The sequence below is a fragment of the Paenibacillus vini genome (genome assembly GCF_018403325.1).
GTDB lineage: Bacteria > Bacillota > Bacilli > Paenibacillales > Paenibacillaceae > Fontibacillus > Fontibacillus vini.
Map to the genome: position 1 here is coordinate 1 of NZ_BOSL01000019.1, position 13,913 is coordinate 13,913.

The following is a 13,913-nucleotide window of genomic DNA, read 5'->3' on the forward strand; positions in this document are numbered from 1 at the left end:
TTGAAGACCACGAGGTTGATAGGCCTGAGGTGGAAGTGCAGCAATGTATGGAGCTGACAGGTACTAATCGGTCGAGGGCTTATCCAAATTTCTAATGCAAACTCAAGTTTCGTATCCAGTTTTCAAGGATTAACACCTTGAATTTATGGCTTGGAGAGATACCCAAGTGGCTATAAGGGGACCCTCTGCTAAGGGGTTAGACTGCGTAAGCGGTGCGAGGGTTCGAATCCCTCTCTCTCCGCCATTTGTACAAGCTTAATATTATTAATATGGCGGTGTAGCTCAGCTGGCTAGAGCGTACGGTTCATACCCGTGAGGTCGGGGGTTCGATCCCCTCCGCCGCTACCATATTACCCAGGAGGCTTAGCTCAGCTGGGAGAGCATCTGCCTTACAAGCAGAGGGTCGGGGGTTCGATCCCCTCAGCCTCCACCATTTCATATTTCACAACGTGCCGTTGTAGCTCAATTGGTAGAGCAACTGACTTGTAATCAGTAGGTTGGGGGTTCAAGTCCTCTCGACGGCACCATCTTTACCAAATGCGGAGCCGTGGTGTAGAGGCCTAACATGCCTGCCTGTCACGCAGGAGACCGCGGGTTCGAATCCCGTCGGCTCCGCCATTTTTTACAGAATGTATATTTCCACAATGAAGTGGGAAAGTTACCAACTTAACCGCTTTATTTTTTTGACCAATTTCATATGGCTCGGTAGCTCAGTCGGTAGAGCAGAGGACTGAAAATCCTCGTGTCGGCGGTTCGATTCCGTCCCGAGCCACTTTATGTTACTTAAGACTACGGTCTTAATGCAGCATAACCCTGGAGGCTTAGTGAAGTGGCTAAACACGGCAGACTGTAAATCTGCTCTCTACGAGTTCGGTGGTTCGAATCCATCAGCCTCCACCATTTTTTTGAGCCATTAGCTCAGTTGGTAGAGCACCTGACTTTTAATCAGGGTGTCGAAGGTTCGAGTCCTTCATGGCTCATGTCAAAAAGTCGTCAACTTCGGTTGGCGGCTTTTTTATTTTACTAACATAAAAGACCGACTGACGGATCGGCGGCATTATCGTAACCCGGACAGGTTATGCTAAAATAGCATTAATAATCATAATTCATGGAGTGGAAGGGCAACGGGTATGGAAATGAATTCGCTGAAACAACAGGTGGAGGAAATCTCGGGCATTCCTTTAACCGTGATGGAGATGGGAATGGCGGAATGGGAGTCATTAGCGGCGAAGGCTAGTGAAGTTGCCAACGGCACGCATAATGGCCTGTTACGATTGGAGAACCGGTATATTTGGTTATGGAAAAGAAAAAGTACATCGTCGGTACAAATCCTTGAAGCGGATGCGGCAAGCTTGACGGAAACCGAGGCGAAGCTTATCGGGCTATTGATAGCAGGGACGCGCGACGCTGGGAAAGCCTCGCCAGCCAAAAAAGATGAGGAGTCCCGGAGCATCGAGCTAGGTGTTTGGATTGAGGAATGTCTGGATCGCGAGGATCTGCATGCCGCGGTACCTGAGAATATGGCCTTAAAATCCCGGTTGCAGACGCCTATGCTGCCTCTTCTCGTAAGTTGGGAGAATCGTGCCGGTCAAGGCGTAGCATTTTCCAAGCTGTACAAATTGCTGAGGAGTTATTTCGGCGGTGACTTGCTGCTGATACCTATAAAAGAGGATTGGATGATTCTAGTAAGCGAAGCCTTACTGACAGATCTGCGGGAAGAGAGCGAAGAAGGAGCTGACAACGAAAGGGATTTGCTCGGTGCCTTGTGCCAAGGACTTTATGAACTGATTTCAAATGAATGGGTTGGGGGAGGCTGTCATTTAGCCGTCCACGAACTGATTTCAGGCGATCATCATATTGCCCGGGCGGCTTTGGCATTGCGGGAAACGTTAAGGATCGGACATCTGTTCGACGTGACCGAGCATATTCATTTACCTTGGGAGCTACAATTGGAACGGTTAGTATCCAGTATTCCGGCGGAAGATCGCGAACGTTTCATTAATGAGACGAGCGGACATCAAGGTATCTTTGCGGATGAAGAAATGAGGACAACACTGGAAACCTTCTTTCAAATGGACTGCAATGTAAGCGAGACGGCAAAGCGGCTTTATATTCATCGGAATACGTTGATGTACCGGATCGACAAGATCAAACAGGAAACAGGACTGGATGTCCGGACCTTTCGTGACGCGGTATTAATCAACCTGGAATTACTATTGTACAAAGTGACAAAAAGAGCCTAATGTTTTTTGTGCAGTTTGTGCATAGCGGTTTTCCGCCCGAATAGGTAATATATAAATATGAATTGTATCCGATTTCATTTTTAGATTAATACTCTAAAATTAACTTATTAGGAGGCCAAACCCATGGCAGGCGTACGCTTAGAACACATTTATAAGAAATATGCAGGCGCAGACAAAGCAACTGTAATTGACGTAAATCTTGATATTGCTGATAAAGAATTCCTCGTATTGGTAGGACCTTCCGGTTGCGGTAAGTCGACTACCCTGCGTATGATTGCAGGTCTGGAAGAAATCTCCGAAGGTAAATTGTACATCGGCGACCGCGTCGTGAACGACGTAGCTCCTAAAGACCGCGATATCGCGATGGTATTCCAATCCTACGCTTTGTATCCGCATATGAACGTTTATCAAAACATGGCGTTCGGTTTGAAACTGCGTAAAGTGAAGAAAGAAGAAATCGATCAACGCGTTCGCGAAGCAGCTAAAATTCTCGATATCGAGCATTTGCTTGATCGTAAACCAAAAGCTCTTTCCGGTGGTCAGCGTCAACGGGTAGCCTTGGGCCGCGCTATTGTCCGCGATCCACAAGTCTTCCTCATGGACGAACCACTTTCGAACTTGGATGCTAAACTGCGCGGTCAAATGCGCGCGGAAATCACTAAGCTGGTTAAACGTCTTGAAACTACTTGCATTTACGTAACACATGACCAAACAGAAGCTATGACGATGGGTGACCGGATCGTAGTTATGCAAGACGGTATCATTCAACAAGCTGCTTCTCCTGAAGAGCTGTACAACCAACCGCAAAACATCTTCGTTGCCGGATTTATCGGATCCCCAACGATGAACTTCATCAACGGTACGCTGGTTGAACAAAACGGTGCGGTTTACTTCCAATCCGACTTCGCAAAAGTAGAAGTACCACAAGGTAAAGCTGTAGTTCTGAAGGAAAAAGGATATGTAAACGGTAAAGAAGTTATCATGGGCGTGCGTCCAGAAGATATCCATGAAGAGCCAATCTTCTTGGAAGGATCCCCTAACACGATCTTTACTGCAAACGTAGACGTAACCGAGAACCTGGGTCATGAAATGTTGCTCTACTTGGCAAGCAGTTCTTCCCTGATCGCTCGCGTAGACGGACGTTCCAATACTCGCGAAGGCGACAACGTGAAATTGGCCATCGATATGAACAAAATTCATATCTTCGACAAAGAAACCGAATTGAACGTATTCTTCTCCTAATCGATAAGAATCGACATAAGAACCGCCCTTCTGGGCGGTTTTTTAATTTTACTTTTTGGGGCTGTGATTGATTTACAGCGTAATTTCCTTTACGATGAATACATTGACAGGAATGAAGGATGAAGCGGATTTTTACATATTATCGCAGGCCGGGTCCGCAAGTGGGTAGGATTACCCAGTAAACTTAACGGAAGGCCATTTCGGAAAGGAAGAACACCATGGCTAAAAAAGTAAAAGTATCCGAATTGGTTCACCAATTCGGGCTGGAGGTTGTTTCCGGGGAACAGGGGCTTAAACGGGTTATTACCGTGGATGACTTGTATCGTCCGGGTCTTGAGATGGCTGGTTATTTCGAGTATCACCCGCCTGAGCGCGTGCAAATTCTCGGCAAAACCGAGTTGGCCTTCTATGAGACGCTTCCTTTGGACGAACGGAAAGACCGGATGGAACGCCTATGCAGCAGCGAGGAATTGCCTTGTATCATCGTCACGAGATCTTGGGAAGTTCCGCAAGAATTAATCGATATTAGCTCAGAGAAGAACATCCCCGTATTGCGCAGCAGTATGGCCACGACGATCCTTTCCAGCCGGATCACCAGCTTCCTGGAACGGAAACTGGCTCCAACAGCGACGATCCATGGGGTACTCGTGGATGTTTACGGTGTCGGCATGCTGATTACCGGTACCAGCGGTATCGGGAAAAGCGAAACGGCGCTCGAATTGGTTAAACGCGGCCATCGCCTGATTGCCGATGATGCAGTGGAAATCCGTCAGACGTCGGATAATCAGCTGCACGGCTCGGCACCTGAGTTGATCCGCCATTTGCTCGAGATCCGGGGAGTAGGTATCATCAACGTAATGACCTTGTTCGGAGCCGGTGCGATCCGGAACAACAAGCGGATTACGCTGGTAGTCAGACTGGAAGCATGGCAGCAGGAGAAGCAGTACGACCGCTTGGGTCTGGACGAAGAGACCACGCGGATTATCGACACCGATGTGCCTTTGGTTACGATTCCAGTTCGCCCGGGACGAAACCTGGCGGTAATTATTGAAGTGGCCGCCATGAACTTCCGTCTGAAACGGATGGGATACAATGCCGCCCTGCAATTTACGACGAAGCTGACAGAGACGATTGCTGAAGATATCGACGATTTGGATTAGGAGCGTGAATGATGGGTACCTTGTTATTGAACCCGATCGCTTTTTCGATCGGTAGTCTTGAAGTACATTGGTATGGATTAATCTTAGGCTTCGGAGCTTTGATGGGGCTGGTGTTTGCCATATGGGAAGGGAAACGATTCAAAATTCCACAGGAGTTCTTCATGGACTTGCTGCTATTGGGAGTTCCTTCGGCCATCATCGCGGCACGGATCTACTTTGTAGCCTTTATGTGGGATGATTATAAGAACAACCTGCTCGATATTTTTAAAATATGGAATGGCGGTATCGCTATATATGGTGCCCTCATCGGTGCGATTATTTGTGCGGTCATCTTTACGCGTCGACGGGGTTACAACTTCTGGCGAATCGCCGATATATGCGCGCCATCGCTCCTTATTGGCCAATTGATCGGCCGATGGGGCAACTTTGTCAATCAGGAGGCGTATGGCGGTCCGACAACCGAGGGCTTCTTGAGCGACTATTTGCATTTACCTTCTTTTATTGTGAATCAAATGAATGTACAGGGTACCTTCCATCACCCAACCTTCTTGTATGAATCTCTATGGAACCTCGTAGGGCTGGTTATCCTGATCATTTTGCGGAGACAGAAGTTTTTGCGGGCAGGGGAATTATTCTTCTCCTATTTCATCTGGTATTCGATCGGCCGCTTCTTTATCGAAGCGCTTAGAACGGACAGCCTGGCTTTCCAAGGCGCAGACTGGCTTGCTTCCTTCGTGAACGGATTGTGGACGCCTATGACTTGGATGGGCTTCGAACAGGGCTATCTGGCTCCGTCTTACGGGAATGTCCGAATATCGCAATTGTTGGCTATTCTTTTCGTAGTTGTAGCTGTAGCCATGATCATCATCCGCCGCAGAACCGTAAGGGATCTGCCGCGGTACTGCGACCCGATTGTTTCAACGCGGGTAAAAGAGGTGGAGAGCCTGACTTCCGCCCCTGTACAGGAGTCCCAGACTGCGCATTCTAATGAGGCATCCGCTGTAAAAGGGGACGAAGTTATCACCGAGGAGACAAAGGAATCAACGGAGAAATAAAGGAGCAACCGCTGCATGATTAACACCGTATTATTTGACCTTGATGGAACTATTATCGATACTAATGAACTGATCATCTCTACGTTCATGCATGTACTGGGCAGTCATTTTCCCCAACAGCCGTATACAAGGGAACAAATCATTCCGCATATGGGAATGACGCTGGAGCAGCAGATGCAAACTTTTTCGGGGAGACAGGAAGTCGCCGATCTGGTTGCGGACTACCGTTCCTACAATGGGCTGCATCATGACGCGATGGTGCGAGAGTTTCCCCGCGTGAATGAAGTCATCAGCACGCTGCATCAACGTGGTATCAAGATGGGCGTCGTAACGACAAAAATCAGACCAACGACCCTTCGGGCACTGGAACTGTTCGGACTCAAGCAATATATGGACACGATCGTGACGGTACAGGATGTGGAGCATCCGAAGCCGCATCCCGAGCCCGTATTAACTGCGGTGAAACAGCTGGGGGCGGATCCGTCCCGAACGCTCATGGTAGGGGACAGTGCGGCTGACATTCAGTCCGCGAAGGCGGCTGGGGTGAAGGCAGCTGGAGTTGCCTGGTCGCTGAAAGGCGCAGAAGTGTTAAGTCAATATGATCCGGATTATATCCTGCAGGACATGACCGATTTATACGGTATGCTTGGATGGGAGTCAGTGGAAAAGTGAGAAAGGTCAAACGCTATCCGGTCGAGGGCCCAAACGCGTTATGGCAGCTCTATCGGACGGTAAGTCCGTGGAAGGGCGTCAAAAACTTCATTTTTATCCAGATCAGCAGGTATTGTCCGGTATTGTCCGTGAAAAATTGGATTTATCGAAGAATCCTCGGCATGAGAGTAGGAGAGCATACGGCCTTTGGCCTGATGGTCATGGTCGATGTATTCTATCCTGAGCTCATCACGATCGGCCGGAACTCGGTCATCGGATATAACACGACTATTCTGGCGCATGAGTATTTGATTAAAGAGTATCGGCTCGGCGAAGTGCGGATTGGCGATGAGGTATTGATTGGCGCCAATTCGACCATTCTGCCTGGAGTCACTATAGGTGATGGGGCTGTAGTGGCCGCCGGCTCGGTTGTGCATAAGGATGTAGCCGCAGGAACCTTCGTCGGGGGAAACCCGCTGCGGGTGCTGGAACGAAAAAGCCCCGAGGGAGCCAATAGCGGATCCGTTGAGACGGAGAAGACGTTTGACGGGGAGTAACGGGCAAAGATGTTTAGACTATTAGAAATAAGAGAGGCCTATGCGCATTGCGCATAGGCCTTTTTGAACGTCAGGTAAAAAATGTAGCAACTTACTTTCAGCATCGATTCAGCGCAAATTCAGTTTATGGGAGTAACCTATGAATCGTGGATATTGGTTACTGCGATGACTGGAATCGATAATGTAGTTCCCTAATTTTCCTGAATTAGGTATGATGGGATTAGAATTGGGATTGCGGTTTAAGGACATTTCAATATTTTCACAGCTTCATTTCAGCAGGATATAGGGTAACTAAATGGTATTAACTTACGTCTTGTTACATCGCAGAGGTAGTTAGCATCAGAGAGCCTATGAATACTGGGAGTTGATGACGTGAAGTCGAAGGTCAAGGAAAGATTGCCCCAGCTGGATCTGTTTCGGGCATTCGCCATATTTTGCGTGATTCAAGTGCATGCCTCTTCGTTTGCGGCCGGGTGGCAGGCCCTGGATTCGTCCGCTTTTTACTTTTACAATTGGATGAACATCTTTTTTAGAATCGGGACAAGTTCGTTCATCTTTCTGAGCAGTTTCGTTTTGTTCTACAACTATTATGATAAGCCTGTAAGTAAGAGCCTGATCGGTCGGTTCTATAAAAAAAGACTAACCTACATTATCCTGCCTTATTTGCTCGTATCCTTCTGTTATTTTCTTGTGGCAGTCTGGATCCAAAGGGATTTCCTCGATCATTCGGTCACGGAACTGCTTCAACTGCTGGGGATCAAGCTATTGACGGGCAGCGCATATACGCATTTATATTTTATTTTTATTAACATTCAATTTTACATTCTGTTTCCGCTGCTGCTTTGGTTAATTCAGTTTCTAGGCAAGAGCAGGGTAGCTGTCGCATGGATTCTTCCCGCAGGACTGGCGATTCAATGGGCCTTTTTCTTTTGGAATAAATATCAGTTGGAGCTTCCCAATAAAGGGAGTTATGCTCCCTCGTATATGTCTTTTTACATGCTGGGCGCCGTGCTGGCGATTTACTTCGATAGAATCAAAGGTTGGCTGACCACAGGGTGGAAACAAGCTACCAGGCTTCAAAAGGTATTCACCTTGTCGCTATGGGGAAGCTGGTTGATCATGGCGTTTGTCGACGTGCAGCTGTACTATGGATTCCGAAAAAAACTATATTTGCCGGATACGACTACGTTTGAGCTTGTATGGAACATCCATTTGCTGCTCTCTGCGGTCGTACTGTTAAAAGGGGCCTTTCTGCTTTACCGTAAGGGCTCGGCTTTCTGGGTGAAGGCGATGACCCGCTTGGGCCAGCTATCCTTCGCCATCTATCTGTTCCATCCGTTTGTCCTGCTGATCTACCGGAAATTCCGCAATCGTTTGGCGGGAGAGGATTTTTCGCTGGCTTATTTTTTCTTTATCATCGGCGGTTCGGTTTGCGCCTTGGTTCTGTCATGGGTGTTTGTGCAGTTCTGTTTCAAACGGCTTCCCTTCGCTTCCTGGTTCCTTGGAAATGTGCCGGATTCATTAAAGAAGAAGAAAAAGAAGATGTTGCCGGGGCAAGAAGACCACAGTTCCACCCCTACTGTAAATGTAAATATGTAAGGAGCGAAGCCGGCTTGAGAACAAGCCGGTTTTTGTGTGCGAGAAAAAGAATCGGACCGGCCATGACATTCTATAATTTTCCTAATATACTAGGAGTACAGTTCGTTCCGGCATCGCCGGGACAAGCCTAAGCAGGCGTTGACGGTTCTGGAGCAAGTATGATAAGATATGCCATATTCTTTAATTTGGTAGTATGGTAGCACTTTAATATGATAAAGAAAACTTCGAGATGAAAAAGTAACTCTATGTGGTGAGGTGAGCGTTTTGTCGAAACCGAAGGGCTTTGAAAAACCAGCCGGCGTTCGCGATTATCTGCCGTATGCGGCCGAGAAGCTGCGGGCGATCGAGCGCAGCGTGCTGGATTGCATGTCCGGCTGGGGCTATCGTCAAATCCTGACGCCGACGATGGAATATTACGATACGGTAGGCATGGCCAGCTCGACGTCGGACCGTAAGTTGTTTAAACTGCTCAACAATCGGGGAACTACGATGGTTCTCCGTTCGGATATGACGGCCCCGATCGCTCGGGTCGTTGCATCGATGCTGAAGGAGGAGCCTCTTCCGCTGCGGTTGTCTTATCACGCTAACGTGTTTCGCGCGATTGAAGAGGAAGCGGGCAAAGAGGCCGAGTTTTTTCAAACCGGCGTAGAGCTTGTTGGTGACGACTCCCCGGAGGCGGATGCGGAAGTGGTGGCCCTTGCGGTAGCTTCCTTGAAAGCGGCCGGAGTTACGTCATTCAAGATCGCACTGGGTCATGTCGGCTTCCTGAACGGGCTGCTGGAGGATGCGGTACCCGGGCAGGAGGAGATCCGGGAAACGTTGAAGGAAGGGCTGCTTCACCGGGACTATGTCGGCTACCGCGAGACTCTCGCGGGTCTGTCCTTGTCGGAGGAACAGCGCGAAGAGCTGGAAGGCATCCTTCGGCTGCGCGGCGGGAAAGAGATTTGCCGCCAGGCGCTCGAGCTCAGCGGGAATCCACTGGCGCAGCATGCGGTTCAGCATCTGAGCGAGGTCTGGGACACGTTGGAGGATTACGGCGTGGCACAGCACGTGATGATCGATCTGACGATGATCGGCGACTTCTCGTACTATACGGGCATGACGTTCGAAGGATATGCCGCCGAGCTGGGTTTCCCGGTATGCAGCGGCGGACGCTACGACAACCTGCTGCAGCAGTTTGGGCGTCCGGCACCGGCAACGGGCTTCTCGCTTAAGACCAACCGGATTCTTGACGGAGTGGATGGTATCAAGCCGGAGCGGGACCTGCCGGTGCTGATGCAGTATGATGCCGCGAACCGCAAGCTGGCGTTTGACGAAGCCGCGCAGCTGCGCGGCGAAGGACGCAGCGTAGTGATGCGCCATGTAGAAGGGCCGGAGAATGTACTGAGCGACACGATTGCCAGGGAAGTCCGGACGGGGCCGCTGGGCCCGGCATACGGCGAGATCCGGACTTATACGAGCTTTTAGGGAGGACGGAAAGATGTAGATCATCTTTGCGATGAAGCTGTCTTCTCCGCAGCAAATTAACTGGAAAAACTACAGTTAATTTGCTGGACACCAGCAGTTAAGGATAAATAACTGGAAAAAATGCAGTTATTTCATGGATTCTCGAGAGTTTGATCGGTTATTTGGGGTATTAACTGTAGATTTTCCATCTAATCGTTAAAATTGGCTGCTTAGAGAGAATTTAGCTGCAGATTTTCCAGTTAATTGTGATGGGGACCAATAGTTGAGAGTAGTAGCCCGCCTACAATGGAGTGTTGGTTGGAATAGCTGATGCTAGTGAGGCAAATGAGGCGAATGGACATTAATTGTAATACTGTGGTCGAAAGGAGGCTGATCTGTCTTGGGCGAAATTATAAAGGTTGCTATGCCTAAAGGGCGTATTTATAAAAAAGCGTCGGCCTTGTTCCGCGAGGCGGGGATTCAAATTCCGACGGATGTGGATGAATCCCGAAAACTGGTCATTCCGCTGCCGGAGATCGGTATGGAGTTCATTCTGGCTAAGCCGGTCGACGTGCCTACATATGTGGAATACGGCGTGGCTGACATCGGGATCGTCGGCAAAGACGTGCTGATGGAAGAGAATCGGGACGTGTACGAACTGCTGGACCTCGGGATCGCCCGTTGCCGGATGTCTGTCATTGCGCTGCCGGATTGGAAGCCGGGGATTCACCAGCGTGTGGCGACGAAGTATCCGAATGTCGCATCGCAGTATTTTCGCGAGCATGGGCAGCAGGTGGAGGTCATTAAGCTGAACGGCTCCATCGAGCTGGCGCCGCTGATCGGTCTGGCGGACCGGATCGTCGATATGGTCGAAACGGGTCAGACGCTTCGTGAGAATGGATTGGTGGAGCTCGAAAGTATATTTGAAATTACAAGCCGGCTGGTGGCCAACCGTGTCAGCTATCGGATGAAAAATGCGGAGATTCAAGCGGTATGCGATGCACTCGAAAAGGCCATTGCAGCGAAAAGCGAAGTGTAAGTAGGGGAGTTTGCCGCTCAGGCGCAAACAGGAAACTTAAACAAGATACAAGTAAAGAAGATGTAAGGAAGTTTGAAGATAAGGAATGACGGAAGCCGGGGAGGGCTGCGGGATGAAAATCGTAAAGGCACAGGAATTTGATCTGCGGCGGGAGGTCGAATACGGATCGGCGGAGCAAAATGAAGCGGTCCGGACCATCGTCATGGATGTGAAAAATGAAGGAGATGCCGCTCTGCTGCGGTATACGGAGAAGTTCGACGGAGTGAAGCTGGAAACGGCCGGACTGCGGGTGACGCAGGAGGAGCTGCAGGCGGCGTACAGCCAGGTGGAGCCATCGTTTGTCGAGGCTATTTCGGCGGCCGCGGCGAATATACGATCTTTTCATACGAGACAGAAGCGTAACTCCTGGATGGATTTGCAGCCGGACGGCACTCTGCTCGGTCAAATCATCCGCCCGCTCAAGCGGGTGGGCGTGTATGTGCCGGGCGGCAAAGCATCGTACCCTTCCTCGGTGCTGATGAACGTCATTCCGGCACAAGTTGCCGGCGTGCCGGAGATCGTGATGGTCACGCCGCCGGCCACCGGCGGGAAAGCGGGTATCGACCCGTATATCCTCGTCGCGGCGGCAGAAGCCGGTGTGCACGAAATTTACCGGGTCGGGGGGGCTCAGGCCATAGCGGCGCTGGCCTATGGCACGGACACGATTGCGCCGGTCGATAAGATCTGCGGACCGGGCAACATTTACGTCGCGCTGGCGAAGCGCGAAGTGTACGGCGTGGTCGACATCGACAGCATCGCCGGGCCGAGCGAGATCGCTGTGCTGGCGGACGACAGCGCCGATCCCGCTTACGTGGCGGCGGACCTGCTGTCGCAGGCCGAGCATGACGAGATGGCCTCAGCGATCCTCGTGACGCCGTCCGAGGCTTTTGCCAAGGCATGTCAGGCGGAGGTGGAGCGCCAACTGGCGGAGCTGCCGCGCCGGGACATCGCCGGAGCGTCGGTTCGGGATTATGGCGCAGTCATTCTCGTCGATTCCGTGGTTGAGGGAATCGACGTTATCAATAAGCTGGCGCCGGAGCATTTTGAGCTCATCGTGGAGGAGCCGATGGCATATCTCGGCTTGATCGAAAACGCCGGGGCTATATTCCTTGGTCCATACAGCTCGGAGCCGGTGGGCGATTATTTTGCCGGACCGAACCATATTATTCCGACCAACGGCACGGCGCGGTTCTCGTCGCCGGTCGATGTGGACGATTTTATTAAAAAATCGAGTCTGATTTACTATAGCAAGGAAGCGCTGCTGCAAAACGGCGCGACGATCATGGAGCTGGCGCGTCGGGAAGGCCTGGAAGGTCATGCCCGGGCGATTGAGATCCGGCTGCTTAAAGAAGGAAAGGCGGGGACGAACAATGACAACCAATAATTCTGAGGCGCGGGAACGCCGCGCGGAAATCAGCCGCAAAACGAATGAAACGGACATCAAGCTGCAATTTGCGGTCGATGGCACCGGTCAATCGGAGCTGGAGACGGATGTTCCGTTTTTGAACCATATGCTGGATTTATTTACGAAGCACGGGCATTTTGATCTCTCGGTGCAGGCGCACGGGGATATCGATATCGATGATCATCACACGGTTGAGGATATCGGCATCTGTTTGGGGCAATGTCTCCGTGAGGCGCTCGGCGACAAGCGGGGCATCAAGCGTTACGCCAGCGTATTCATCCCGATGGATGAGGCGCTTGCGCAGGTCGTTATCGACGTCAGCAACCGGCCGCACTTTGAATATCGTGCGGAGTATCCGTCCGACCGGGTCGGCAGCTTCGACGTTCAACTCGTACACGAATTCCTTTGGAAGCTGGCACTGGAGGCACGGATCACGCTGCACGTGATCGTGCATTACGGCCAGAATACGCACCATATGATTGAGGCCGTGTTTAAGGCGCTCGGCCGTGCTATCGATGAGGCGACGAGCCTGGATCCTCGCGTGACGGGCGTGCCGTCGACGAAGGGAGTGCTGTAGGTGACGATTGCAATTGTCGACTACGGCATGGGAAATTTGCACAGCGTCAGCAAGGCTGTCGAGCGGCTCGGCTACGAGGGGCTCGTCACCGGTGACGCTGACGCGATCTTGGGCGCCGACGGCGTGCTGCTGCCCGGCGTAGGCGCCTTCGGCGACGCGATGGAGCATCTCCGCGCGTCGGGGCTGGACGCCGTGGTGCGCCAGGCGGCCGCGGCGGGAATGCCGCTGCTCGGCATTTGCCTCGGCATGCAGTTGCTCTTCAGCGAGAGCGAAGAGCATGGGCGGAACGAGGGGCTCGGCATTTTGCCGGGCAAGGCGGTGCGCTTTGCAGGAGGCAGCGCGGTAAGCGGCAGTGCCGATGCGGGCACCAGCACTAGCGGCGATCATGGCGCCGCAGCGAGTGCCGGTGGCCCTATGGGCGGCCTGAAGGTGCCGCATATGGGCTGGAACCGGCTGGCGTTCCTGCAGCCGGATAGCCCGCTCCTGACGGGCCTTGAGGAAGGACATGTATACTTCGTCCATTCCTATCACGTGCTGCCGGAGCGCCGGGAAGATCTGCTGGCCGTTACGGACTACGGCCATCCGGTTACGGCCATCGTGGGCCGCGGGAACGTATATGGCATGCAGTTCCATCCGGAAAAGAGCGGCGAGCTCGGCATGGCGCTGCTTCGCAACTTCCTGTCGCTGGCTGAGCGGAAATAGGTAACTAGACTACTATTTGAGCAAAGGGCAAGTGGCGGAGGGTGGATCCCCTTGTTGGAGAATATCCAACGAAAAGGGTCCAAGTAGGCAGAGCGGGCTGATTCATTGGAGATTATCCAATGAGGTGACCGAAATGTACCCGAATCGGGCTCGACAAGGCCAAAATGATTGGAGAATATCCAACCAGGCCACCAGCGT

Annotated in this window: 12 protein-coding genes, 8 tRNA genes and 1 rRNA gene; all 21 read left to right on the top strand. The window is 51.4% G+C overall.

Annotated features, from left to right (window positions below):
- Positions 1-87, top strand: a 23S ribosomal RNA gene (locus KJS57_RS22135); the annotation flags it as partial.
- Between the two features lie 65 nt (positions 88-152).
- A tRNA-Ser gene (locus KJS57_RS22140) sits at positions 153-244 on the top strand.
- A gap of 27 nt (positions 245-271) precedes the next feature.
- Positions 272-348 (top strand) — tRNA-Met (locus KJS57_RS22145).
- A 9-nt stretch (positions 349-357) separates the two neighbouring features.
- A tRNA-Val gene (locus KJS57_RS22150) sits at positions 358-433 on the top strand.
- Positions 434-451: 18 nt separating this feature from the next.
- Positions 452-527, top strand: a tRNA-Thr gene (locus KJS57_RS22155).
- A gap of 14 nt (positions 528-541) precedes the next feature.
- Positions 542-618: transfer RNA gene (locus KJS57_RS22160), tRNA-Asp, on the top strand.
- 81 nt (positions 619-699) lie between these two features.
- A tRNA-Phe gene (locus KJS57_RS22165) sits at positions 700-772 on the top strand.
- A 43-nt stretch (positions 773-815) separates the two neighbouring features.
- Positions 816-900: transfer RNA gene (locus KJS57_RS22170), tRNA-Tyr, on the top strand.
- A gap of 7 nt (positions 901-907) precedes the next feature.
- Positions 908-980: transfer RNA gene (locus KJS57_RS22175), tRNA-Lys, on the top strand.
- 150 nt (positions 981-1,130) lie between these two features.
- The gene (locus tag KJS57_RS22180) at positions 1,131-2,243 is read left to right on the top strand and encodes a PucR family transcriptional regulator (RefSeq protein WP_213656385.1); all 1,113 of its coding nucleotides are present in this window, start codon (positions 1,131-1,133) and stop codon (positions 2,241-2,243) included.
- Between the two features lie 123 nt (positions 2,244-2,366).
- Positions 2,367-3,485: an ABC transporter ATP-binding protein gene (locus KJS57_RS22185; protein WP_211025086.1), complete on the top strand. Its 1,119-nt coding sequence runs from the start codon at positions 2,367-2,369 to the stop codon at positions 3,483-3,485.
- Between the two features lie 218 nt (positions 3,486-3,703).
- Entirely contained in the window at positions 3,704-4,645 is a 942-nt protein-coding gene (gene hprK, locus KJS57_RS22190) for an HPr(Ser) kinase/phosphatase (RefSeq protein ID WP_211025088.1), read from the top strand.
- 11 nt (positions 4,646-4,656) lie between these two features.
- On the top strand, positions 4,657-5,700 hold the full coding sequence (gene lgt / locus KJS57_RS22195; protein ID WP_211025090.1) for a prolipoprotein diacylglyceryl transferase: 1,044 nt from the start codon (positions 4,657-4,659) through the stop codon (positions 5,698-5,700).
- Positions 5,701-5,715: 15 nt separating this feature from the next.
- Entirely contained in the window at positions 5,716-6,372 is a 657-nt protein-coding gene (gene ppaX, locus KJS57_RS22200) for a pyrophosphatase PpaX (RefSeq protein WP_213656386.1), read from the top strand.
- Entirely contained in the window at positions 6,369-6,908 is a 540-nt protein-coding gene (locus KJS57_RS22205) for an acyltransferase (protein ID WP_213656387.1), read from the top strand. The genes ppaX and KJS57_RS22205 overlap by 4 nt, the downstream gene beginning before the upstream one ends.
- A 372-nt stretch (positions 6,909-7,280) precedes the next feature.
- Complete coding sequence (locus tag KJS57_RS22210; RefSeq protein WP_213656388.1) at positions 7,281-8,507, top strand: acyltransferase; 1,227 nt, start codon at positions 7,281-7,283, stop codon at positions 8,505-8,507.
- 264 nt (positions 8,508-8,771) lie between these two features.
- On the top strand, positions 8,772-9,974 hold the full coding sequence (locus tag KJS57_RS22215; protein ID WP_213656389.1) for an ATP phosphoribosyltransferase regulatory subunit: 1,203 nt from the start codon (positions 8,772-8,774) through the stop codon (positions 9,972-9,974).
- A 379-nt stretch (positions 9,975-10,353) separates the two neighbouring features.
- On the top strand, positions 10,354-10,992 hold the full coding sequence (gene hisG / locus KJS57_RS22220) for an ATP phosphoribosyltransferase (protein ID WP_211025100.1): 639 nt from the start codon (positions 10,354-10,356) through the stop codon (positions 10,990-10,992).
- 112 nt (positions 10,993-11,104) lie between these two features.
- The gene (gene hisD / locus KJS57_RS22225; protein ID WP_213656390.1) at positions 11,105-12,415 is read left to right on the top strand and encodes a histidinol dehydrogenase; all 1,311 of its coding nucleotides are present in this window, start codon (positions 11,105-11,107) and stop codon (positions 12,413-12,415) included.
- Entirely contained in the window at positions 12,402-13,013 is a 612-nt protein-coding gene (hisB, locus tag KJS57_RS22230) for an imidazoleglycerol-phosphate dehydratase HisB (protein ID WP_213656391.1), read from the top strand. The genes hisD and hisB overlap by 14 nt, the downstream gene beginning before the upstream one ends.
- Positions 13,014-13,715, top strand: coding sequence for an imidazole glycerol phosphate synthase subunit HisH (hisH, locus tag KJS57_RS22235; RefSeq protein WP_213656392.1), 702 nt, complete (start codon positions 13,014-13,016; stop codon positions 13,713-13,715).
- Positions 13,716-13,913 lie beyond the last annotated feature (198 nt).